Origin of the sequence: Chryseobacterium nepalense (genome assembly GCF_023195755.1) — a bacterium.
GTDB lineage: Bacteria > Bacteroidota > Bacteroidia > Flavobacteriales > Weeksellaceae > Chryseobacterium > Chryseobacterium nepalense.
Window position 1 is genome coordinate 308,978 of record NZ_CP096203.1, and the last position, 23,329, is coordinate 332,306.

20 protein-coding genes are annotated in these 23,329 nt (G+C 36.3%); 17 read left to right on the plus strand and 3 right to left on the minus strand.

Translation table 11 applies throughout. From position 1 onward, the window contains the following. Positions 1-163: 163 nt before the first annotated feature. Positions 164-583, minus strand: coding sequence for a hypothetical protein (locus tag M0D58_RS01215; RefSeq protein WP_248392911.1), 420 nt, complete (start codon positions 581-583; stop codon positions 164-166). A 53-nt stretch (positions 584-636) separates the two neighbouring features. Next, positions 637-1,467, minus strand: coding sequence for a helix-turn-helix domain-containing protein (locus tag M0D58_RS01220; protein ID WP_248392912.1), 831 nt, complete (start codon positions 1,465-1,467; stop codon positions 637-639). A 1,098-nt stretch (positions 1,468-2,565) separates the two neighbouring features. On the opposite strand from M0D58_RS01220, the gene M0D58_RS01225 reads away from it, so the two are divergent. The 14 genes from M0D58_RS01225 to M0D58_RS01290 all read left to right on the plus strand — a co-directional run bounded on the left by M0D58_RS01225 (position 2,566) and on the right by M0D58_RS01290 (position 18,527). After that, positions 2,566-3,273, plus strand: coding sequence for a polysaccharide biosynthesis/export family protein (locus tag M0D58_RS01225; RefSeq protein ID WP_248392913.1), 708 nt, complete (start codon positions 2,566-2,568; stop codon positions 3,271-3,273). Positions 3,274-3,281: 8 nt separating this feature from the next. After that, entirely contained in the window at positions 3,282-5,621 is a 2,340-nt protein-coding gene (locus M0D58_RS01230) for a GumC family protein (protein WP_248392914.1), read from the plus strand. A gap of 2 nt (positions 5,622-5,623) precedes the next feature. Next, the gene (locus M0D58_RS01235) at positions 5,624-6,592 is read left to right on the plus strand and encodes an SDR family oxidoreductase (RefSeq protein WP_248392916.1); all 969 of its coding nucleotides are present in this window, start codon (positions 5,624-5,626) and stop codon (positions 6,590-6,592) included. Between the two features lie 18 nt (positions 6,593-6,610). Then, positions 6,611-7,903, plus strand: coding sequence for a nucleotide sugar dehydrogenase (locus M0D58_RS01240; protein ID WP_282569131.1), 1,293 nt, complete (start codon positions 6,611-6,613; stop codon positions 7,901-7,903). Between the two features lie 30 nt (positions 7,904-7,933). Then, positions 7,934-9,400, plus strand: a complete 1,467-nt coding sequence (locus M0D58_RS01245) for an oligosaccharide flippase family protein (protein WP_248392918.1) — start codon at positions 7,934-7,936, stop codon at positions 9,398-9,400. Further along, positions 9,382-9,948 (plus strand): acyltransferase, encoded by a 567-nt coding sequence (locus tag M0D58_RS18095; RefSeq protein WP_282569132.1) that lies wholly within the window; start codon positions 9,382-9,384, stop codon positions 9,946-9,948. Before M0D58_RS01245 ends, M0D58_RS18095 begins: the two co-directional genes overlap by 19 nt. After that, positions 9,932-11,041 (plus strand): polysaccharide pyruvyl transferase family protein, encoded by a 1,110-nt coding sequence (locus M0D58_RS01255; RefSeq protein WP_248392920.1) that lies wholly within the window; start codon positions 9,932-9,934, stop codon positions 11,039-11,041. Before M0D58_RS18095 ends, M0D58_RS01255 begins: the two co-directional genes overlap by 17 nt. Beyond that, positions 11,038-11,892 carry a glycosyltransferase family 2 protein gene (locus M0D58_RS01260; protein WP_248392922.1) on the plus strand — a complete coding sequence of 285 codons (855 nt, stop codon included), beginning with the start codon at positions 11,038-11,040 and terminating at the stop codon, positions 11,890-11,892. The genes M0D58_RS01255 and M0D58_RS01260 overlap by 4 nt, the downstream gene beginning before the upstream one ends. Further along, entirely contained in the window at positions 11,889-12,950 is a 1,062-nt protein-coding gene (locus M0D58_RS01265) for a right-handed parallel beta-helix repeat-containing protein (RefSeq protein WP_248392928.1), read from the plus strand. The genes M0D58_RS01260 and M0D58_RS01265 overlap by 4 nt, the downstream gene beginning before the upstream one ends. A gap of 1 nt (position 12,951) precedes the next feature. Further along, the gene (locus M0D58_RS01270; RefSeq protein WP_248392929.1) at positions 12,952-14,166 is read left to right on the plus strand and encodes a hypothetical protein; all 1,215 of its coding nucleotides are present in this window, start codon (positions 12,952-12,954) and stop codon (positions 14,164-14,166) included. Next, positions 14,141-15,196 carry a glycosyltransferase family 4 protein gene (locus tag M0D58_RS01275; protein WP_248392930.1) on the plus strand — a complete coding sequence of 352 codons (1,056 nt, stop codon included), beginning with the start codon at positions 14,141-14,143 and terminating at the stop codon, positions 15,194-15,196. Before M0D58_RS01270 ends, M0D58_RS01275 begins: the two co-directional genes overlap by 26 nt. Continuing rightward, the gene (locus M0D58_RS01280) at positions 15,186-16,364 is read left to right on the plus strand and encodes a glycosyltransferase family 4 protein (protein WP_248392931.1); all 1,179 of its coding nucleotides are present in this window, start codon (positions 15,186-15,188) and stop codon (positions 16,362-16,364) included. The genes M0D58_RS01275 and M0D58_RS01280 overlap by 11 nt, the downstream gene beginning before the upstream one ends. Beyond that, positions 16,357-16,962, plus strand: a complete 606-nt coding sequence (locus M0D58_RS01285; RefSeq protein ID WP_248392933.1) for a sugar transferase — start codon at positions 16,357-16,359, stop codon at positions 16,960-16,962. The genes M0D58_RS01280 and M0D58_RS01285 overlap by 8 nt, the downstream gene beginning before the upstream one ends. Positions 16,963-17,363: 401 nt before the next feature. After that, on the plus strand, positions 17,364-18,527 hold the full coding sequence (locus M0D58_RS01290; RefSeq protein WP_248392934.1) for a DegT/DnrJ/EryC1/StrS family aminotransferase: 1,164 nt from the start codon (positions 17,364-17,366) through the stop codon (positions 18,525-18,527). 82 nt (positions 18,528-18,609) lie between these two features. Here M0D58_RS01290 and M0D58_RS01295 read toward each other — a convergent pair whose 3' ends face one another. Beyond that, positions 18,610-19,038 carry a hypothetical protein gene (locus M0D58_RS01295; protein WP_248392936.1) on the minus strand — a complete coding sequence of 143 codons (429 nt, stop codon included), beginning with the start codon at positions 19,036-19,038 and terminating at the stop codon, positions 18,610-18,612. A 602-nt stretch (positions 19,039-19,640) separates the two neighbouring features. Between M0D58_RS01295 and M0D58_RS01300 the strand changes: the two genes are divergently transcribed. The 3 genes from M0D58_RS01300 to xylA all read left to right on the plus strand — a co-directional run bounded on the left by M0D58_RS01300 (position 19,641) and on the right by xylA (position 23,293). Beyond that, the gene (locus tag M0D58_RS01300) at positions 19,641-20,366 is read left to right on the plus strand and encodes an NUDIX hydrolase (protein WP_066438240.1); all 726 of its coding nucleotides are present in this window, start codon (positions 19,641-19,643) and stop codon (positions 20,364-20,366) included. 18 nt (positions 20,367-20,384) lie between these two features. Further along, positions 20,385-21,869 (plus strand): xylulokinase, encoded by a 1,485-nt coding sequence (locus M0D58_RS01305; RefSeq protein WP_248392938.1) that lies wholly within the window; start codon positions 20,385-20,387, stop codon positions 21,867-21,869. A 95-nt stretch (positions 21,870-21,964) separates the two neighbouring features. Beyond that, complete coding sequence (gene xylA, locus M0D58_RS01310; RefSeq protein WP_248392939.1) at positions 21,965-23,293, plus strand: xylose isomerase; 1,329 nt, start codon at positions 21,965-21,967, stop codon at positions 23,291-23,293. The last annotated feature ends 36 nt before the right edge of the window (positions 23,294-23,329 follow it).

Below are 23,329 nucleotides of genomic sequence, written 5' to 3' on the forward strand. Positions count from 1 at the left end.
ATATACTTTTATTGAATATTCAATAAAAATTATTTATGAAAGTGGAAATAACTCCACAAATGACGATTATTTTATCGTTAAATAATCATTAATTAATTATGAGTGGAAAATTAATAAATCTTTAATTCTATAAAATTTTATTTTTAATATTAATTTTTTTCTTCTAATTGGACATCATTGTTAAAATATAGTAGTTGTTGTCCGTATTTGAAGTATAATTTTTTTCTTCTTTAGTATGGTGATTAATTTCAAATATTTTTTCAATAACACCTTTTTCATAGTTAATAAGATTGTATGCTTTATCTTTTTCCCCCAAAAGATGCCCCGGGTCTGAATTTTTTAAACCCGCAGACTGATTTTGCATATTTTGCTGCATGATAATTTCAAATCCGGAAGGACTTGAGATAACAACAAAACTGGATTCCTTATTAACTTTTGTTTCGGGTGAATTTATAACCGCAGGGTTTATAGCCAGCATCTGAACAGGGTATAAACGTACATTCACAGTAGTTCCGTCGTGTTGAGCACTGACAGAAGTAAAGGCCAGAAGACAAAATACTATGAAAAAATATTTGATGTACATTTTCTGATTTATCACCGTGTGGTTACTTAATCAAATATACAAATATTTTTCAATTATCTCATTTCTGAAGGATTTTTTTTTGTGTGTTTTTTAAAAAAATTTGTAAAGTTGCCTTCATCGCTGAATCCCAGCTCATAAGCGATTTGAGAAATCGTATAGTTGGTATAGCTGAGCATTTTTTTAGATTCTGCTATAAGTTTCTCAATGATAACGTGTTTCGCGCTTTTTCCCAAAACATATTCAGTCATTTCAGTGAGTTTTCTTGGGGTAACATTTAGCTCGGATGCATAATGGGAAACTTTTTTTGCAGTCTTGTAATCTCTCTGTAAAGTAACTTTGAACTTATTTACACAATAAAGATAATCAAATTTTACATCTTTTTTTACTTCTTCGGTGGGAATATGAATAAACGCTTCCAGCATTAATCTCTCAATTGCATTGTGGGCAGCAGAAAGATAAAGACTTTTGTCTTTTTTGCGGAAAGTATCCATTCTGTCCATGAAGACCACCCGCATTTCTTTTATATTAATAAAAGGAGCAATGAAGATGTCGGAATTATAATTGAAAAACAGTTGTGAATTTATAAACAAGCTGTCTTTTATAGACCTTTCGTAGAAAGTAGAAGAAAATGTAATGAGGAAGGTATCGGAACCTCGTGCTTTTAAAAACTGTACATTTTTTTGAGGTCCTACAAAAACGATATTTCCGGCGGTTATGTCATATGAATTATTTTCTACTATCAGATGAAGATCTTCCATAATAATATAGATGCAAAAGTATTCAAGCGTGTTAAACTGTCTTTTATTATTGTTTCTCTTTATAATCTGATCCAAACGGTTGATGCTGAAACCATTTTCCCTTAACTGATCTGTAATAATATACATATTATGTTTTAGTAGACTTAATAATGGGCTAAGATAATTTTTTACAAAGATTATATCGATATTATTAGATTAGACATAATTCTATAATTAGTATGGAATTATATAGTATTTTTTATATCAAAAACTGGTCCTGAAAAAGAAAATAATGTTATTGTTGGTATTAAAATATGGTTAATCAATTAATGTTAAATTCAAATAATTTTTATCAGTAGTCTTATAATATTCTCTTAAAAAAATAAACAGCTGACATTTATTTCTAAAAACAATGAGTATTTTAATTATCCAAAATATTGCGGTATTAAAAGTTGTAAGAGTATTATGCTGAATGCTATTTATTTATTGATCTGAAGTATAAGATATCGTATGAATATTCCTGTTGTGTAGAATTATTTGCAATTATTATACACATAATTTATTATCTTTGGCGTGCTGAAATTGTATTGTATTTAAAATGAAAATGGTGTGTGACACTGCAATAGCTCTTTCAAAAAAAGAAATGTTTTTAACTTCAGAGAGTTAGAGCTTAAGCCGGAATCCGGGTTGCAGTTGCTGCGCTCTGGTTGTTTTTAATGCCGTTTTCATTTATTTGCATAAATACATACTGTATAATTGATACGCATTTTCTTGACCTGTTATCAATGTTTCTAACCGTAGCTGCTGCTTTTTTGTTATTCGTTATATATAATTATAATGATGAAATGTTGATGATCATTTAATTTTAATGCTATATTAAATTAAGAAAAGAAAGCATATATTTATATGAAAAAATATAAATGAATTTTTGATGGGAGTATATTATAATTGAATAAAAAATAATACAATTTAATTATGCTGATAATCTGATAATTCCATTTTATGATAAATAATATTCTTCTTATTATAGCATTTCGGCAGAAAAATTGATATAAGAAAGCATTAAAAAATCACACATAAAGTGTGATAATGGATTTATAATATAAACTTTTAAAATAAGATGGTTCTCTTAAACAGAGCGCCGTCTTAGCAGAGTGAATGAATATGAATAAAAATATCATTACGTATCTATTATTGATATCAATTACCTTACTTTCCTGCAAGCCCAAGCAGAACATGGTCTATATGTCTAAAAGCAACATGGAAGAAGAGGTTGCAAAAGCGAAATACGACGGACTGCGCATTCAGGAAGGAGATGTACTTCTCATCCTTGTCTCCGCACTTGATGAAGCTGCAGTGAAACCCTTCAATCTTAACACCGCCAATAAAGTTGGAAGTGAGAATAGCACAGGAATTAACCAATATGTGCAACCAAGTGAATATCTTGTAAATGAAGAAGGGTATATCAATTTTCCAGTTCTCGGACCTGTATTTACGAAAGGTATGACGCAAATCCAGCTGAAGCAGGATCTGGAGTCCCGTCTGAAAAGATATCTTACTGATCCTTTGGTTACCATCACACTTAAAAACTTCAACGTCAGTATTCTTGGAGAAGTTAAACAGCCCGGACAAAAGGAAAGTGTTTCTCAGAAAATTAACATTTTTCAAGCGCTTGGTTTGGCAGGAGATATGACGGATTTCGGCGACCGTACTCAAGTAAAGCTTATCCGTACAAAAGATGATGGTAATGACGAAATTGTTAATCTGGATCTTACAAGATCAGACATTGTAAGCTCACCTTATTATTATATGAAACAAAACGACATATTGTATGTACAGCCTGATAAAAACAAACAGATCCAGGCTAATTCTAATCCGAACAGAGCTCTTACCTTCCAGATTATTGGTGCAATATTAACAGCAGCTACTCTAATTGTTGCTCTAAAAAGATAAATGTAAATATGCAGCAGTTAGAATTACAAGAGAAAGAAGAGAAAGTTGATCTAAGAAAAACCATCGCCAAATATCTCAACAAATGGCCATGGTTTGTTGCATCTGTCCTGATTTGCATATTAGGTGCTTATATTTATCTCAGATACAGTGTTCCTAAATACCAGACAAAGACTACCCTTAAATTTGATAAAAAAGAAAGCGATCTTACTTCCGCATTAGCCGATCTTTCCAACCTGGGTACAGGCCTTGGAAATTCAGATGAATTAAAAAGTGAGGCAGCTGTAGTTACTTCAAGACCAATTTTAATGCAGGTTGTGAAAAACCTTAATCTCAATGTAGAGTATTTCAATACCGGTGAGATTAAAGATTCCCAGCTGTTTACAGAACTGCCCATATCCGGGAGAATTCTCAATTTTAAAAAAGATTTTGTATCATCAGAATATTATATAAGAAAAATTAATGGCGATGAGTTCACCCTGATGAGCGAAGCGCACGGTAAATTTACGGGAAAATTTGATGTGCCTTTAAAACTCGATTTCGGAACTGTTATTTTAACCAGAAACCGTCAGCTGGTTCTTAAGCCGGATTACAAAGTTATTTTCTGGAATCCGATCGAAAAAGTAAAAAAACTTGAAAAAACAATTCAGGTTACTTTACCCGATGAAAAGGCTCTTCTTATGGATATTACCCTGATTGGTACAGTGCCGGATAAATCGGAGAGAATCCTTAATGAAGTTACCCGTCAGTATAACTTAGATGGGCAGAAAGATAAAAACCTGCAGGCTGAAAATACCCAGAAGTTTATCGATAAAAGACTGGAAGTGATTACCCGAGATTTGTCAGGAGTAGAAAATCAGAAGGAAGATTTCCAGAACCGTAATCGTATTGTTGACCTTCAGGCACAGGCAGAACTGGCTCTGCAAAATACCAGTGAAAATACAAAATCACTTCTTCAGCAGCAGGCCCAGCTTGATCTTCTGAACTCTCTTACTGCGGAAGCCGCAAAAGGCAATAATCAGCTGATGCCTTCCAATCTTGGGCTTAATCCATCACTGGAACAGTCTATTGCGCAATACAATCAGATGCTTATCAGCAGAAATAAAACGCTGAAGCAGGCTACCAGCGAAAACCCTGCTGTTATTGAAATGAACAGGGAAATTGCTTCTTTAAAAGATATCATCAGAGATAATATCAGGGAGCAGAAAGATGCGGTAAAAGCTACTATTTCACAAATCCAGAATCAGATTACAACAAGCAACAGCCTTATAGAAAAAGTTCCCGGACAATCGAAAGTATACAGAGGAATTGAACGTCAGCAGAATCTTAAAGAACAGCTCTTTTTATTCCTTCTTCAGAAAAGGGAAGAAAATGCGATAAATTTATCCGTGGATGTTCCTAAAGCTAAAATTGTTAACCCTGCATTTACAGATGATATACCGGTATCTCCTAAAGGAAATATTATTCTTATGGGGGCTTTCTTCCTTGGGTTATTATTACCATTCGCTGTCTTCTATATCGTATTTATCGTAGATGATAAGATTTATAACAGAGATGATATAAAAGCCCGTTCAGGCTTGGGCGTACTGGTAGATATCCCTTCATTAAACGAAGATGAAAACCACCTGGTACAAAAAAACGACTTCTCAGAACTTGCAGAATCATTCAGAGTGTTGGTTTCCAACCTTAAATTTGTTTTGCCTAAAAAAGATTCGGCTAAAGTGATTATGGTTACTTCTTCCGTAAAAGGGGAAGGGAAAACCCTTGTATCCGTTAACCTGGCATTAACAATTGCCAATAAAAACGGAAGAGCCCTGCTGATAGGTTCAGATATCCGGAATCCGCAGATTCAGAGATATGACAGTGAGCCTGTAAAAAGAAAGGGTCTTACAGAATATTTATACGATGAATCTGTAGATGTGGAAGATCTCATTCATACGTCTTATACCAATCCTTACTGTGATGTAGTTTACGCAGGTACCATTCCTCCGAATCCTCAGGAACTTCTTTCCAATGGAAGATATCAGAAGCTGATTGCTCAGATGGCATCTCAATATGCTTACATTATTATAGACTCGGCTCCGCTTATGCTGGTTTCAGATACCCTGAGCATAGCAGATGTTGCTGATGCTACATTGTATGTAGTAAGATCGGGAGTTTCAAGAAATGTTCTTATTGATTTTGCGGAAGATTTGGTAAAAGAATCAAAACTAAGAAACGTATCGTTTGTAGTCAATGATGTCTCCAGGAAAGCAAGAGGATACGGATATGGTTATAATTATGGCTATGGTTATGGCTATAACAATAAAGAAACTGAAAAAAGTTGGTGGAATAAAATTTTTAAATCATAAAAATGGGTAAAATTTTAATTACGGGAGGAGCAGGGTTCATAGGCTCCAACCTTACGGAGTACTTTTTAAATAAAGGCTATCAGGTAGTCTGTCTGGACAATTTTTCAACCGGACACCGCCACAATATCGAGCCTTTCTTAAAAAATCCGGATTATAAACTGATTGAAGGAAGCATCTGCGATCTTGAGGTCTGCAGAACCGCAATGGAAAATGTAGATTATGTGTTGCATCAGGCGGCATTAGGGTCTGTTCCAAGATCAATCAACGATCCCATTACCAGTAATGAAGTTAATGTTTCAGGTTTCCTGAACATGCTTGTTGCAGCGAGGGACGCAAAAGTTAAACGTTTCGTGTATGCTGCATCATCTTCTACATACGGCGACTCGGCTGCACTTCCGAAAGTGGAAGAAGTGATCGGAAGACCGTTATCTCCCTATGCGATTACTAAATATGTTAATGAGCTGTACGCAGATGTTTTCTCTAAAACCTACGGGATAGAATGCATCGGGCTAAGATATTTCAATGTATTCGGACGCAGACAGGACCCGAACGGTACTTACGCAGCCGTAATTCCATTGTTTGTAAAACAGCTGATGAATCACCAGTCTCCAAAAATCAACGGTACGGGAGATTATTCCAGAGACTTTACTTACGTTGATAACGTGATCCAGATGAATGAGCTGGCGATGCTTACCGAAAATCCGGAAGCTGTAAATACCGTTTATAATACGGCAGTCGGAGACCGGACCACATTAAATGATCTCGTACATTATATTAAAAAATACCTGAGTGAGTACGACGGAAATATTGCTGATATCGAAATCGTACATGGCCCGAACCGCGTAGGAGACATTCCCCATTCACTCGCATCTATTGAAAAAGCTAAAAACCTTTTGGGATACAATCCCAGCCATACTATTGAAAATGGTCTGAAAGAGGCTATTAAATGGTATTGGGAAAATTTAAAATAAACTATTAAAAGAATTTTTGTGGAAAAACAATATAAAATTGCCGTTATCGGTCTTGGGTATGTAGGATTGCCGCTGGCCCGTTTATTTGCAACACAATATCCTGTAGTAGGATTTGATATCAATCAGAAAAGAATTGAAGAATTAAGAACAGGAAACGACAGTACGCTTGAAGTCGAAGCTGATGTTTTACAGTCGGTTTTAGTCGATCATAGTCCTTTTAATGATGAAAAAGGAAAAGGATTCTTTGCTTCAGCTGATATTGAAGATATTAAAGATGCAAATATTTATGTGGTCACTGTACCGACACCTGTAGACAAGCATAATCGTCCGGACCTTACTCCGCTTTACAAATCTTCTGAAACCGTAGGAAAGGTTTTGTCTAAAGGTGATATTATAATTTACGAATCTACCGTTTATCCCGGTGCCACTGAAGAAGAATGTATTCCTGTACTGGAAAGAGTGTCGGGGATGAAATTCAATGAAGATTTCTTTGCAGGCTATTCTCCGGAGCGTATCAACCCGGGAGACAAAGAACATACAGTAGAAAAAATTCTAAAAGTAACCTCCGGTTCTACACCGGAAATCGGCGAAATTGTAAACAGTTTATACCAGTCTGTTATTGTAGCCGGTACCCATCTTGCACCTACCATCAAGATTGCTGAAGCGGCCAAAGTGATTGAAAACTCCCAGAGAGATATCAATATTGCATTCGTGAATGAGCTGGCAAAAATTTTCAACCTTCTCGAAATCGATACGCATGAGGTGCTGAAAGCGGCAGGAACAAAATGGAACTTTTTACCTTTCAAACCGGGATTGGTTGGAGGTCACTGTATTGGAGTAGATCCTTACTATCTTGCACAGAAAGCACAGGAAAACGGCTATCATCCCGAAATCATCCTTGCAGGACGCAGACTTAATGATTCTATGGGACAATATGTAGCCTCTGAACTTGTGAAATGCATGATCAAGAAAAATATCAACATCAACGGTGCGGAAGTTCTGAATTTGGGAATAACATTTAAAGAAAACTGTCCTGATGTACGCAATACGAAAGCCGTAGATGTAATCTGCGGACTTGAAGATTACGCATTGAAAGTAACTACTTTCGATCCGTGGGCAAATCCTGAGGAGGTGGATCATGAATATGGTCTTATGGTAGTCAACGAAATTCCGGAAAAGAAATTTGATGCGGTGATTCTTACCGTTGCCCATAAAGAATTTATGAATCTTAATCTCAAGGATTACCTGAAAGAAAACGGTGTGATCTATGATGTGAAAGGAATTCTGGCAGATTGTGATTCCAGATTATAACAAAAGCAGTAAGACGATAATATGCCATTAATGTCAATAAAGTCTAAAATATCTGGTTCAGGTTTCGTTAAAAAACTCGTATTAGGTACTTTTTGGATGACCTTCGGATCATTGATGTCCAGAGGATTGTTTTCCTTAGCGTCGATAGTATTGGCAAGGATTTTAACTGTTTCTGAATTCGGGGAATTCGGAATGATAAAATCAACCATAGATAATTTTCTGATATTTGCTTCATTGGGAATCGGCTTAACGACAACAAAATATATTTCTGAGCTGAAGGACGATCATAAGCAGGAAGCTTCTTCCATGCTCGGAGCATCGCTGTCACTCGTAGTATTGCTCAGTTCAGCCGTTGCAGTAATTATCATGCTGTTTTCCGGACCGATATCCGGAACCTTTTTAAACAATCAGGATCTCCAGATCCCGCTTATCATAGGAGGAGGTACCCTGATTTTTATTTCTCTGAACGGAACGCAGATGGGCGCGCTGCTTGGTTTTCAGGCATATCGCAAGAACTCCACTGCAAATATCCTTCAGGGTTTGTTTCTGTTTTTAGGTTTAGTGATAGGAGGATATCTTGGTGGCGTAAAAGGAGCTTTACTGGGAAACCTGATTGCAATATTTTTAGTATCGATTGCTTTGCAGAAACTGGTAAGGGATGAAAGTAAAAAACAGTCTATCAGTGTAAGCTTTAAAGAATGGAAAGCTAGTGTACGGAAGATCTACAAATTTGCCATTCCGGCTTCATTAAGCACCATTATCGTTGCGCCGACAATATGGGTTTTAAATACCATGCTGGTTAATCAGCCGAATGGTTATAAGGAACTTGGGCTATATAGCGCGGTAATTATTTTCTCCACTGCTATTCAGATGTTTAACGGTGCTATCGGGAATGTTCTGCTGCCTATTTTTCTTTCCAAGTCAGAAGGAAAATCGCCGAAAAAAGAGTTCTTCAATTATTTCGGTTCATGGATTATTTCCATTATGATTGCTATTCCGCTGATTTTATTTCCTGAAGTAACTTCACTTATCTTGGGTAAAAAGTTTAGTATAGAACAAATTGTGCCTATTTTAGGCATGTCTATAATAACAACTCTTATCATTACCAACAGAGCGGGTGTTTCAAGAGATTTGATCGTAAAAAATAAAATGTGGCTCAGTGTTTTCAGTATGGGACAATGGGCAATTACGAATCTTATTATATTTTATTTTTTAAAAGATCTTGGAGCATGGGGATTTGCCTTTTCATATATGATTTCTTATGTAATTAATTATTTGGTTTTTGTTCCATATTTTATTAACAAAGGAATATCCCCCAGAATTATATTTTACAACAAATGGAATATGATTTTATGGCTAATGATAGCATCGCTTGTTGCAGTAAATGTTTATTATTTCGATGTTTTATTTCTTAGAATAATTATTTCTGTTATAATATTACTGATCATATTATTTTCAATTTTTAAACTGTATAAGGTATGTTTGCAAAAATTATAAATTTATACTGGAAATTATCAAGTTCTAAAATAATAAACCGAATTGGAAAAAGAGGCGAGAATGTTATTATTGGAACTCCTATAGATATAACCAAACCAGAAAACCTTCAGCTAGGAAATCATGTTTATATAGGACCGAATGCTTGGATTTCAACATATGGAACCGTTCAAATAATGACTGGAACGATCATAGGACCGAGATTAAAAATTTATACAGGTAATCACAATTATAACAGTGATAGACTTTTGCCTTATGATGAAATTACCATAGCAAAAAATGTTACTATAAAAGAAAACGTCTGGATTGGAGGTGATGTAACAATCCTTCCGGGTATAACTATAGAAGAGGGAGCCATTGTAGGAGCTTCTTCGGTAGTGACTAAAGATGTTCCTAAAGGTGCTATTATAGGCGGAAATCCTGCGAAAATCCTGAAATACAGAGATCTTGAAAAATATGATAAATTAAAACAAGAAGGAAAAATTTATCTGCAGGAAAAAACGAAAACAAACTTAAAAATGGTTGTGAAAAATTATGAAAGCAATATTTAGTGGATATTATGGTGCGAAAAATTCAGGGGACGATGCTTTTGTGGAAGTTTCAGCCTGGGGAAGCCGGAAATACTGGAATTCAACAGAACAGCTTTTCTTCGCCGCTGAATTGCCTACAATTTTAACACCGGCAGACCACTATTTTGCGCATAAAAACTATCTTTCTTTTGCACGGGCAGCCAAAGATATTATGTTAAGCGATGTCTTTGTGTCTGCAGGAGGATCTACATTCCATTCGGCATTGAAAAAAACGGATCTCCGTACTTATGCAAAGCTTAAGAAAAAATTGGGAATGAAAGGCCAAACCGGCGCCATAGGAATTTCATTAGGACCTTTTGTGAATGCCGCTGCAGAAAAAAATACACAGGAGTATTTAAAAACACTGGATTTTCTTGCATTACGGGATGATGTTTCTCATAAGCTCGCACTTACTTATGATCTGCCTTATGAACCGGTGAGAGCATTTGATCTGGCGGCGTTGCTTCCGGAAATATACCATTTTAATCCTGATAAGAATGCAGACAAAAAAGAATTTGTCATCGGGATCAGTGTTTGTCAGTATGAATCTTATACAAACGGTGATCTGAACAGGGAACGTAAAAGAAATCAGTTCATCGAGAATGTAATTAAAAATTTAAAGAAATACCACAATATTAAGTTTCGTTTTTTCGTTTTTAATGGTAATTCTATGAAAGGTGATCATAAGCTTACGATGGAAACAATCGGAAATCTTAATACAGATAACACATTGAATTTTGAAGTAGTAGCGTACAATCCTCTTGTAAAAGATACTTTTGAGAAAATTGCGGAATGTGATGCTGTGATCTCAACAAGATTACATGCGAGCATTTTTGCGTGCTACAGCAATACACCTTTTTTCCTTCTGGAATATCACAGGAAATGTACCGATTTTCTGAACGATGTAGGACAACCCGAAAAATACAGGGTCTTTGATGGTGATGCGGAAGTAGAATCAATCGTTGCGGAAATAGAAAAAATTGTGTTCAATAAAGAAATTACGGCTCCTCAATACATTCGGGAAACAACAGAACGTGCCCGGCTGAATTTTACCGCAACCTATAAAACCATATGATTACAGTAGTAATACCTTTATATAACAAAGAAAGAAGTATTTTAGATACAGTACATTCGGTTTTGGCCCAAACTTATAAGGATTTTGAGCTGGTTATTGTAAATGACGGATCGAAGGATAACAGTCTCCATGTTGTACAAGGCATCAATGATGTCCGTGTGGTAATTGTAGATAAAGAGAACGGGGGTGTTTCATCGGCAAGAAATGCCGGTATACTGGCCGCTAAAAACAACTATATCGCTTTTTTGGACGGTGATGATATCTGGCATCCCGAGCATCTGGGGATCCTCGCAGATTCTATGAAAATACTGGACAATGATGAAATCGGAGGGGTGGGATCAAGCTTTTATAAATCAAATTCAAAAGAATTTGACGGATCAAAGTTTAAAAGAGAAGAGGCGGTAATTATTGATGATTATTTCAATTTTATGTCTTCCTCAGCTCCCAGATTCAATTCTTCAACACTGATGGTAAAAAAGGATAAGGTACTGGAGACAGGCCTGTTTGATGAGCAGTTGAAATACGGTGAAGATGTAGATTTCTGGTACCGGCTTTTTTCAAAATATAAACTGATCTATAACAAAGCTGTTACCACCATCTATTTCATAGCGGCGGAAAACAGGAGTGTTCATTATGTAATGCCTCTGGAAAGAAGATTTCACCAGTTTGATTATGCAGGTAAAACAGCTTCCGAAAAAAGATATCTTGATAAGCTTGTTGCATTGATTGTACTGGATTATTTCAATCAAAAAGCCTACAAACAGGCTGGAATCATCTTAAAAATGTATGCTTCAAGAATGGTTGGAGTGATGCTGTATTTTATAGGATTAATTAAAAAGAAATTAAAATGAGAAAATATCTGGCGATCTTTCTGTTTTTAATACCTGTTTCATTATTTTTTGCCCAGGTTAAATATTTTGACCTTACGAAAGTACTTCCCAAAGGATATGTAACGGATGGAAGTGTAGATTATACCGAAGTTCTTCAGAAAGCAATCGATCAAAGCGGGGATATTACCTTTCCCAACTTTCCGGTTTTAATTAATGATAACGGACTTAAGTTAAAAAACGGATGCTCTTATACATTCCAGGCTAATTCCAAACTTATTTTAAAACCTTCCTTGAAGTCCGGGTACAATATGCTGGATTGTAATAATAAAGAAAATATTACGATTACCAATGCTGTACTGGTTGGAGATAAAAATACACATCTCGGCAAACAGGGAGAGTGGGGATTCGGGATCAGCGTAAGAGGATCAAAAAATATTACCATCAACAAAGCCAAAATTTATGACTGTTACGGGGATGGCATTTATATCGGCCGTCTTAACAATAAAATATCGGATAATATTACTATTACCAATACTCTGGTATCCAACAGCAGGAGAAACGGACTTTCAATAACTTCCGGAACCAATATTAAGGTCTATCATTCCAAATTTATGAATTCCAGCGGTAAAGGACCTTCAAGTGGCATCGATATTGAACCCAACAATGCGCAGGATGAGCTTAAAAACATTACCATCAGCGATGTTTCTACTGCAAATAATGAAAATTGGGGACTGCTGCTGAATCTTGTGAACCTGAGAAAAGATAACTCCATTAATAAGAATATTTCGATTACCATTACTAATTTTTCTGACAACAGATCAAAGTACGGAATGTCTATGTGGCTGAACAGAAAGAATAACTATTCCAGAAATATATCCGGTAGTATCACCCTGAATAATGTAAGCTTGCTTAATAATACGGAAGAACCTGTAAAATACTACGGAACTAATGATAATGCCATCAACGTTTCCGTAAACCAGCTCACCGTAGATTCAAAAAGCTATAGAAAACTACAGAATACCATCAACAGTTACCAAAACGATCAGCGAATTAAATTTAAACAACTGAAAACTAAATAAATTGATAAAGCTTTATAAAAATAAAACGTTTTTTAATCTGCTAAATGTCCTGATCGTCATCGTAGCATTCATGCTCTTTGTCTTTCCGAATTCATTTAGGAACATTAAACTGCCGTTTTTACTGTTGTTTTTTATCGTTGGTCTTTCTCAGATACATAAGATTGAAAGGGTAGTTGTTTTCAGTCTTCTGCTGAGTCTGATGATCACCATTATTTATCTTGTGATCGGGGTCAATAAGTCTAAAGATCCTATGGAAGCACTCAGTCAGGTTCTCATTGTTTATGCTTTTACACCGATCATGTGGACGGTTATTATGAATTATTGCTTTGAGAAATTTCCCTTACCAAAAATCATCAGATACCTCAATATATACATGGTTTTAGGCTGTATTTCCGTATTTGTGGCCATCTGGCTTTTCATGAACGGAAAAAGACAGATTCTGGAGCTCATTATAGAAGATCCGAATATGACCTTTACTAAAAAAGGTATTGTGGAGATGAAGCTTTTCGTTTATGGTTCACTGATCTTTTTTATTCCTGCATTTATACAGATACAGAAAATTTTCCCGAGAAAAATCCTGTTTTTTGTGATCCTTCTTTTAACGATAAGTACAGCAATTGTTTCCGGAAGATCCGCACTTCTTTTAAGTGTTTTTTTAGGATTGTTTTTTTATGTTATGATTAATGCCTCCTTTGAAATTGTAAAGTATATTTTTCTCGGGCTTTTATTGGCGGTCTTACTGTTTTTTATATTAAACAGTTATGGGGTAAATGTATTCAACGTATTGGAAGGTTTTTATGATAAATTATTCGGTGGAGGAGATAAGGTTCGTGCAGAGCAGACCGACGCACTGATTAAAGGGATTAACAGAAATATTTTCGGAGCCGGGCACGGCGTAGGTGTTGACTATATTAGAAGTAAAAAATTCCCCTGGCGTTATGAAAATGTGCCTTTTGCAATCATTTTCAGAGTAGGGCTTTTCGGATTTTTAATTTATTCTATTCCTTTTCTGTATTCGGTATATAAATACGTGACGTTAAAATCAAGAAATCCGTACGATCATTATATGCTGGTAGGATTTATATCGATGCTTGTAGCCACCTTTACCAATCCTTATCTGGAATCTTTCGAGTTTAATATATTTTACGTGATACCATTCATATATTTTGTAAAAAGAGATAAAATTTTTAATGAAAAAAATAGTTTACTTCACTAAATATTCTTCTTTGGGTGCAAGCAGCAGGCTCAGGAGCTTTCAGTTCTTTTCTTCTTTACAGGAAAAAGGATTTGAAGTAAGCCATTCTTGTCTTCTTGGGGATCGATATCTCTCGGCTTTGTATGATAACAAGAAAAGTAGGTTTTTATATTTGGTTGCAGGATATTTTAAGCGGATGCTTGTGCTGCTTTCCGTCAAAAAGTATCATATTGTTGTTATAGAAAAAGAATTATTCCCTTACCTGCCGGCTTGGGCAGAAGTCGCTTTAAATAAAGCCGGAATCGGATATTTCGCAGATTATGATGATGCTATTTTTCACAACTATGATCTTAGCAAAAACAAATGGCTGCGAAAATTTTTGTCTGATAAAATAGATATCGTGATGAAAAACAGTAAATGTGTATTTGCCGGTAACAGCTATCTTGCAGACAGAGCAAAAAAAGCGGGCGCCAAGAAAATAATTCTTTTACCAACGGTAATTAATCGTAATAAATATTATAAAATAGATAATAAGGATCTTTCCCATTTTACACTAGGCTGGATCGGTTCACCATCTACCTATAAATATATTGAAGAATTATTTCCTGTATTCAAAAAACTTAACGAAGAATTTCCGCATTTCAGGGTCAATATTATCGGGGCCAAGCAATCTCCGGAAACAGATGGATTTATCAGCTTTATTCCCTGGAATGAAAATACAGAGGTTGAAGAAATCAATAAATTTGATCTTGGAATAATGCCTTTACATGACACACCTTGGGAACAGGGCAAATGTTCTTACAAGCTCATACAGTATATGGGATGCAGCATCGCGGTTCTTGCATCGCCTGTAGGGATGAATAACGATATCGTAAATCCGGGGAAAAACGGAGATTTTGTACACGGAGATGATTGGTATAATGCCATAAAAAAATACATAGAAAATAAGCAGGTAACAATTCAGGAAGGTCATGAAGGAAGAATGTTGATAGATTCAACATACAATACAGATAATAACTTGAAAAAAATAATTAGAGCGTTTGAAAACTAAATTAGTACGTATAACAACAGTTCCGGTTTCTCTGAAAGTATTACTGAAGGGGCAGCATAAATTTATGTCAGAATATTTTGATGTAACGGGCGTTTCTTCATCAGGACAAGAGCTATATGAAGTAAAAGATTCGGAAGGTATTAATGTGGTAGCTATTGAAATGTCAAGGGCAATTACTCCTCTCAGCGATTTAAAATCTCTTTGGAAAACCTATCAGTTTTTAAAAAAACAGAAACCACAGATCGTTCATACGCATACTCCGAAAGCGGGAATTATAGGAATGCTGGCTGCAAAATTGGCAAAAGTTCCGCTTAGGCTTCATACTGTGGCTGGACTGCCTTTAATGGAAGCACAGGGAACCAAGCGTAAAGTATTGGATTTTGTTGAAAAACTCACCTACACTTCCGCAACAAAAGTGTACCCGAATTCTAAAGGATTGTATGATTTCATCCTTAAAAATAATTTAGCACAAAGCAAAAAACTGAAGGTTATAGGCAATGGATCATCCAACGGAATCGATACCCGCTTTTTTTCTCCTGAAAATATTAATGATGAACAAAAAGATCAGCTAAAAAAAGATCTCAACATCACTGCATCAGATTTTGTTTTTGTATTTGTAGGACGTTTGGTAGGTGATAAAGGCATTAATGAACTGGTTCAGGCTTTTTCACAGATCAGTAAGAATGCGGATCGGTCAAAATCGGTAAAGCTTTTACTGATCGGCCCTTTGGAAGAACACCTTGATCCCTTGCAGCCGGAAACAGTGCAAGAGATAAAAAACAATCCTGATATTTTGGATTTAGGATTTCAGAAAGATGTGAGACCCTATTTTGCGGTTTCAGATGCGCTGGTTTTTCCAAGCTACCGTGAGGGCTTCCCTAATGTTGTTATGCAGGCGGGAGCGATGGAATTGCCAAGCATCGTTTCCGATATCAACGGCTGCAACGAAATCATTGTTGAAGGACAAAATGGAATGATTATTCCGGTAAAAAATAGTGATAAACTCAAAGTAGCCATGGAGAAAATACTTTCGGATACAGATTTGTATCAGAAGCTGAAAATAAATTCCAGGCCTATGATTCAGTCGCGGTACGAGCAGTCTGTGATCTGGAATGAATTATTAAAGGAATATAAAACCCTGCTTAAAGAAAATAATATAGATGTATAAGAACTTATTGAAAAGAGTAATTGATTTTCTGATTGCTTTTTCAGGTTTGATTTTATTGTCGCCTGTTTTTCTTATTGTACTTGTGGTGCTGTATTTTCAGAATGACGGCAAACCGTTCTTTTTCCAGAGAAGGCCGGGACTTAATGAAAAAATGTTTAACATTATTAAGTTTAAAACCATGACGGATAAAAAAGATAGCAAAGGAAATTATCTGCCGGACGCTGACAGACTTACGCCAATGGGAAGTTTTATACGCCAGACTTCTCTTGATGAGATTCCGCAGCTGATCAATGTTCTTAAAGGAGATATGGCCATCATTGGTCCGAGACCTTTATTACCGCAGTATCTGCCTTTGTATAATGAATCTCAGAAAAGAAGACACGAAGTTCGTCCGGGAATCACAGGCTGGGCTCAGGTCAATGGAAGAAATGCTATTTCATGGGCAAAGAAATTTGAACTGGATGTGTGGTATATCGATCATGTTTCATTTGTCCTGGATTGTAAAATTGTACTCCTTACTGTTAAAAAAGTTTTTAAAAAAGAAGGAATCAATAAAGAAGGGCAGGCAACAACAGAAGCCTTTAACGGAAATAATTAAAAGTGTAGCAGTATATTTATATGGGAGTAAGCGTCATGGCAAGGTAGTTGCTGAAACTGCAGAATAAAACGGATTCATATTGAAGCATCCATAAATGAAGATATTTCAGATAAAATTCCTGATTATTCTGTACGTTATAAACTACATAAGAAATATAGAAGTCGTTATTGCGATAGAAAAGACAAATAAGAAAAAGCAATTGATCAACTGTGATTAATTATTTGAGCTTACCTGATCCCTCCAATCATGAATATTCAAAAATAGTACATAAGAATGAGTGTGCTTGTAGTTGTCCCAAGTTTTAATTAATGTTGCTGATACAGTAAGAAGTTTCAATAGCAAAAAATGGGAAGACTATAAATCACCAGATTTGAGATAGTAATAAATTAAAAAAAATAATTATGAGCATTGAAATATGGCTCTCTTCCCCTCACATGGGTGGAACAGAAATAAAATATGTCAACGAAGCATTTGATACCAATTGGATAGCTCCTTTAGGTCCGAACGTAAATGGCTTTGAAACTGATCTGGAAAAATTTCTGAACCAGGAAGTAAAAGTTGCGGCACTTTCATCCGGAACAGCAGCCCTGCATTTAGCATTGATCGAATGCAATGTTGGTTACGGCGATGAAGTGATTTGTCAGTCTCTTACTTTTTCAGCTTCGGCCAATCCTATTGTATATCAGGGAGCGACCCCGGTTTTTGTTGATTCAGAAAAAGATACCTGGAATATGTGTCCTGTCGCATTAAGGGAGGCAGTAGTAGACAGAATTTCCAAAAATAAAAAACCAAAAGCTATTGTTGCGGTTAATCTTTATGGGATGCCGGCAAAAATGGATGAGATTTTAGCAATCGCTACAGAATTTGATATTCCTCTTATTGAAGATGCTGCCGAATCACTTGGTTCTACTTACAAAGGAAGATCTTGTGGTACTTTCGGACGTTTTGGAATTTTATCTTTTAATGGAAATAAAATTATCACAACTTCCGGCGGAGGAGCATTGGTATGCCATTCAAAGGAAGATAAAGACAGGGCCGTTTTCCTTTCTACACAGGCGAGGGATAAGGCACCGCATTACCAGCATTCAGAGATAGGATACAACTATAGAATGAGTAATGTTTCGGCAGGAATAGGAAGAGGGCAAATTGAAGTCCTGAACAGCCGGGTAGAAGGCCGAAGAAAAATGCATGACTTCTATGCTGAAATTACCAGAAATATGGATGGTGTAGAACTGTTTTGCGAGCCGGACACAGATTTTTTCAGCAACCACTGGCTGTCGGTAATAACAATTGATGAAGCAAAAGCATCTAAAAACCGGGAAGATCTTCGTCTTGCATTTTTGGAAGATAAAATAGAATCACGCCCAATCTGGAAACCGATGCATATGCAGCCCGTTTTTAAAGACGCACCCTATTACGGAGGAGATTTTGCAGAGAAGCTTTTTGAAAGCAGCCTGTGCCTGCCATCCGGATCTAATCTTTCTGATGCTGACAGAGCAAGAATTGAAAAAGTAATGGTAAACGTTTTTTCAAACAAAAAACTTTCAGATAGTATTGTACCTTAAGATCCTAAATAATTTATAAGGCAAAATAAAAAGCAGAGATAATATTATCTCTGCTTTTTTATAGTGTAAATACAAGTATCTGTTATCTGAATTTCCGGTTAGAATTGCTGTAATTACCGGCATTTATTCCGTGGAAATTATTGTAGGTGTAATAAAGATCCTTAAAGTAAATATCCGTATCGGCATCATATTTTTCAATCGCAGGAAGAGTGTGCTGCTTCTTGGATGCGCTGTAAGCGTATTTCTTTTTGGAAACTGTTTTTTTCTTAGGACAATGGCAGTGCAGATGGTCCTGTTTTCTGTGCTCATCAAGTTCAACAACTTTAATCTCAGTACGCTCATACTTTTTGAATTTTTCAAAAGCATTCAGATCAAGGGTAAACCAGGGTTCGCCATGATAAAAATAATGATCGGTAATTTCAGGATTAAAAATATCTTTATTTTCTAGTGGTGCGGATGAGTAGTAACCATTGCAGTCAGTACACTTGGCAACTTGTATTTTTATCGACATAATATTAGGATTTAAAGTGATTCTCTTTGCTATATCAGAAGTTGTGCCATAGGTGCAAATCTCACATAAAAATTAATAAACCACATCAGGAAGATGGCAAATAATATCAGAATAGACTTTACGTAAAGAAAAACTCCGGTGAATCTTCCTCAATAATAATTTCTTTTTATTTAATTTTCGGTTATCATAAATTTAATCTCCAAATTTTCTCCCGATTTTCTTTTTGCTATAATTTTTACGTCTTGCATATAAAAATGGTTAAGGAAAAATCAAAAAATTAACGAATTTTTATGTCTAAAAGTGTTTTTTTTACACTTTTTAATAAAAAAAATAATCTTTTTTTTAACGTTTCTTATCATAGTATTTTAAAACAAAATTTCAATCTCTTTTTTTAATTATTTTTTTTCCAAGGTGTTGTAAACTCATGTTTTAAGATTGTCATAAGTGTAATTTTAATGATAACCTTATCATAAAATATATACAATTGTTATCATAAAAAATCGATATGTAAATAGTTGATATGTAAGTGTTAGCAGTAAATTTATTTTTTTTATTCAATTGAATTTTTATATTTGTGATGTTACATAAATGTTAACGATTAAATGAGCCCTGACTTTATTCATACATACGTGTCTGTAGATTGTGTAGTATTCGGATTTGATCTCGAAAACCGCCTGAACATTTTATTGGTTCAGCGACATGTAGATGAGATCCCTTTGGAAAGAAGAAGAAAACTGCCCGGAAGCCTGATCTTTAGCAACGAAGATGTAGATGATGCTGCAGAAAGAGTACTTCATGAACTTACAGGAATCCGTAAAATGGTTCTTAAACAGTTTAAATGTTTTGCAGATCCGGGACGTGCAAATAATGAACATGATATCACGTGGATGGGTAAAGAATATAAACACCATATCGACAGGATTATTACGGTGGCTTATCTTTCACTCTGCAAGATTGATCATAAGATCAACAGTACCAAGTATGATAATGTAGACTGGTTCCCGATTGATGAAGTGCCGGAGCTGCCATTTGATCACAATAAGATTATCAGTGAATCACTGGTGGAAATCAGAAAATGGATAGAATCAGACTTCTCTATCATTTTTGAACTGCTGCCGAAAAGATTTACCATCAGACAGCTTTATCAGCTCTACAGCGCATTAAGTGAAAAATATATTGACATTAAAAATTTTCATAAAAAAATATCATCATTCAACTATATCGTGCCGCTGGACGAAATTGAGAAAAATGTTTCACACCGTGCTGCAAGATATTATAAGTTCGATGCGAAAATCTACAAGAAAAACAATACTAAACTCATTAAATAAAAGCTCCTCAATAAAATTATGTACTTACTAGGCTATGACATCGGCAGTTCTTCTGTAAAAGTTTGTCTCATCGAGGCATCCAGCGGAAAAGTGATTGCTTCAGAATTTTCCCCGAAAAAGGAAATGAAAATCACCGCTGTGAATCCGGGATGGGCAGAACAGAACCCTGTTGATTGGTGGACTAACCTTAAACTGGCACACGAAGCCGTAATGCACGAATCAGGAATTCATGCCGAAGACATCAAAGGAATCGGAATTACCTGGCAGATGCACGGTCTTATCCTGGTAGACAAAGATCAGAATTTATTGAGACCGTCTATTATATGGTGTGACAGCCGTGCGGTACAGTATGGCGAAAGAGCTTTCAAAGAAATAGGAGAAGAAAAATGCCTGTCGCATTTGCTGAATTCACCGGGTAATTTTACGGCATCCAAATTAGCCTGGGTAAAAGAAAACGAACCGGAAATTTTTAATAAAATTGATAAAATAATGCTTCCGGGAGATTACATCGCCATGAGACTTTCCGGACAGATAGGAATGACCATTGAAGGCCTTTCGGAAGGGATTTTCTGGGACTTTAAAAACAACTGTATTTCAGAAGATGTGATTGGCCACTACGGAATACCTAAAAGCTTCTTCCCAGAGATTATTCCTACTTTTGGAATCCAGGCTACGGTTTCTGCAGCAGCTGCTCAGGAATTAGGTTTAAAAGAAGGAACCCCGATTTCCTACAGAGCCGGAGATCAGCCGAACAACGCACTTTCGCTGAACGTGTTTAATCCGGGAGAAATCGCTTCCACTGCCGGAACTTCAGGAGTTGTTTACGGAGTGCTTGATCAGCTGGAATATGATAAATTATCAAGAGTTAATACGTTTGCCCACGTTAATTATACTCCGGAACAGATCAGGCTGGGCGTTTTACTCTGCATCAACGGGACAGGAATTCTGAATTCATGGTTGAAGCATAATTTTGCAACGTCATTATCCTCATATGGAGACATGAATGAGCTGGCTTCACTTTCGCCTGTAGGATCTAAAGGTCTTAGCATTGTCCCTTTCGGTAACGGTGCCGAAAGAGTGTTGGAAAACAAAGAAACCAACTGCTCAATTCACGGAATTAATTTTAACATTCACACTAAAGGAGATATTCTGCGTGCGGCGCAGGAAGGAATTGTCTTTTCCTATGAATACGGAATGAATATCATGAGAAATATCGGGATGGATATTCAGGTAATCCGTGCAGGAAATGCCAATATGTTTTTAAGTTCAATATTTCGTCAGTCACTTTCCAGTGTCAGCAATGCGGTTATTGAACTTTATGATACCGACGGAGCTGTAGGAGCTGCAAGAGCTGCGGGAATAGGAATCGGGTTTTATGCAGATTCTAAAGAAGCTTTTTCATCACTCGAAAAAATAGCAGTGATAGAGCCTGAACACGAAAAACAAGAACAATATCTGGAAGCTTACACAAGATGGAAACATCATCTTAATGAAATAATCTAAAACAATCAACAGAAGTTTTACATAGCTCTTACCGACCTCTCAAAGCCGGTGAGCAGGGGATTTCTACGCAAAAAAAATTAAAATAAATAAAAAATATGAACACTTTAACTGGTACGAAAGAGTTTTTTACGGGGATCGAAAAGATTAAGTTTGAAGGGAAAGAAAGCAGAAATCCAATGGCATTCCGCTACTATGATGCAGAAAAAGTAGTAATGGGAAAACCCATGAAAGACTGGACCCGTTTTGCAATGGCGTGGTGGCACACTCTGTGTGCAAACGGAAGCGATCCGTTCGGAGGGGCAACCATCCACCATCCGTGGGATATCGGAAATGATGCCGTAACAAGAGCAATGCACAAAATGGATGCAGGCTTTGAATTCATGTCTAAAATGGGCTTCAGCTATTACTGTTTCCATGATATCGACCTTGTAGACCCTGCAGATAACTGGAAAGATTATGAGAAGAATCTTCAGACTGTGGTTGAGTACGCCAAACAAAAGCAGGCAGAAACCGGAATTAAACTTTTATGGGGAACCGCCAATGTTTTCACCCACGAAAGGTACATGAACGGAGCTTCTACCAACCCGAATTTTGATGTAGTAGCATGCGCGGGAACTCAGGTGAAAAACTCTATCGATGCAACCATTGCTTTAGGTGGAGAAAACTACGTATTCTGGGGCGGAAGAGAAGGATATATGAGCCTTCTAAACACAGACATGAAACGTGAAAAAGACCACCTTGCCCGTTTCCTTTCAATGTCCAGAGATTATGCGCGTCAGCAGGGTTTTAAAGGAACTTTCCTGATCGAACCTAAACCAATGGAACCTACAAAACACCAGTACGACTACGATTCTGAAACGGTAATCGGGTTTTTAAGACATTACGGACTTGACAAAGATTTTAAATTAAATATTGAAGTAAACCACGCAACCCTGGCAGGACACACTTTTGAACATGAGCTTCAGGTAGCGGTGGATGCCGGACTTTTAGGAAGTATTGATGCCAACAGAGGAGACTATCAGAACGGATGGGATACAGATCAGTTTCCGGTAGATTATCTGGAAATGGTTCAGGCATGGCTGGTGCTTCTTCCGGCAGGCGGACTGGGAACCGGAGGGGTAAACTTTGATGCAAAAATCAGAAGAAATTCTATTGATCCGGAAGACTTATTCATCTCTCATATTTCAGGAATGGATGTTTTTGCAAAAGGGCTTCTGGCCGCTGCTGATATTCTTGAAAACTCAGACTATAAAAAATTAAGAACAGACCGCTACGCTTCTTTTGACAACGGAAACGGAAAGGCATTCGAAGAAGGAAACCTTAAACTGGAAGATCTTCAGAGAATAGCACATGAAATAGGGGAACCTCAGCCAAAAAGCGGAAAACAGGAATTGTTTGAAGCTATCGTAAACATGTATATCTAATCTTAAAAAATGAAAAGGCTGCTAACACTAGGGATT

Bases quoted from the DNA above. Each gene is read 5' to 3' on its own strand.
- M0D58_RS01215 (WP_248392911.1), bottom strand. From the start codon at position 583: ATGTACATCAAATATTTTTTCATAGTATTTTGTCTTCTGGCCTTTACT.
- M0D58_RS01220 (WP_248392912.1), bottom strand. From the start codon at position 1,467: ATGTATATTATTACAGATCAGTTAAGGGAAAATGGTTTCAGCATCAAC.
- M0D58_RS01225 (WP_248392913.1), top strand. From the start codon at position 2,566: ATGTCTAAAAGCAACATGGAAGAAGAGGTTGCAAAAGCGAAATACGAC.
- M0D58_RS01230 (WP_248392914.1), top strand. From the start codon at position 3,282: ATGCAGCAGTTAGAATTACAAGAGAAAGAAGAGAAAGTTGATCTAAGA.
- M0D58_RS01235 (WP_248392916.1), top strand. From the start codon at position 5,624: ATGGGTAAAATTTTAATTACGGGAGGAGCAGGGTTCATAGGCTCCAAC.
- M0D58_RS01245 (WP_248392918.1), top strand. From the start codon at position 7,934: ATGTCAATAAAGTCTAAAATATCTGGTTCAGGTTTCGTTAAAAAACTC.
- M0D58_RS18095 (WP_282569132.1), top strand. From the start codon at position 9,382: ATGTTTGCAAAAATTATAAATTTATACTGGAAATTATCAAGTTCTAAA.
- M0D58_RS01255 (WP_248392920.1), top strand. From the start codon at position 9,932: ATGAAAGCAATATTTAGTGGATATTATGGTGCGAAAAATTCAGGGGAC.
- M0D58_RS01260 (WP_248392922.1), top strand. From the start codon at position 11,038: ATGATTACAGTAGTAATACCTTTATATAACAAAGAAAGAAGTATTTTA.
- M0D58_RS01265 (WP_248392928.1), top strand. From the start codon at position 11,889: ATGAGAAAATATCTGGCGATCTTTCTGTTTTTAATACCTGTTTCATTA.
- M0D58_RS01275 (WP_248392930.1), top strand. From the start codon at position 14,141: ATGAAAAAAATAGTTTACTTCACTAAATATTCTTCTTTGGGTGCAAGC.
- M0D58_RS01285 (WP_248392933.1), top strand. From the start codon at position 16,357: ATGTATAAGAACTTATTGAAAAGAGTAATTGATTTTCTGATTGCTTTT.
- M0D58_RS01290 (WP_248392934.1), top strand. From the start codon at position 17,364: ATGAGCATTGAAATATGGCTCTCTTCCCCTCACATGGGTGGAACAGAA.
- M0D58_RS01295 (WP_248392936.1), bottom strand. From the start codon at position 19,038: ATGTCGATAAAAATACAAGTTGCCAAGTGTACTGACTGCAATGGTTAC.
- M0D58_RS01300 (WP_066438240.1), top strand. From the start codon at position 19,641: ATGAGCCCTGACTTTATTCATACATACGTGTCTGTAGATTGTGTAGTA.
- M0D58_RS01305 (WP_248392938.1), top strand. From the start codon at position 20,385: ATGTACTTACTAGGCTATGACATCGGCAGTTCTTCTGTAAAAGTTTGT.
- xylA (WP_248392939.1), top strand. From the start codon at position 21,965: ATGAACACTTTAACTGGTACGAAAGAGTTTTTTACGGGGATCGAAAAG.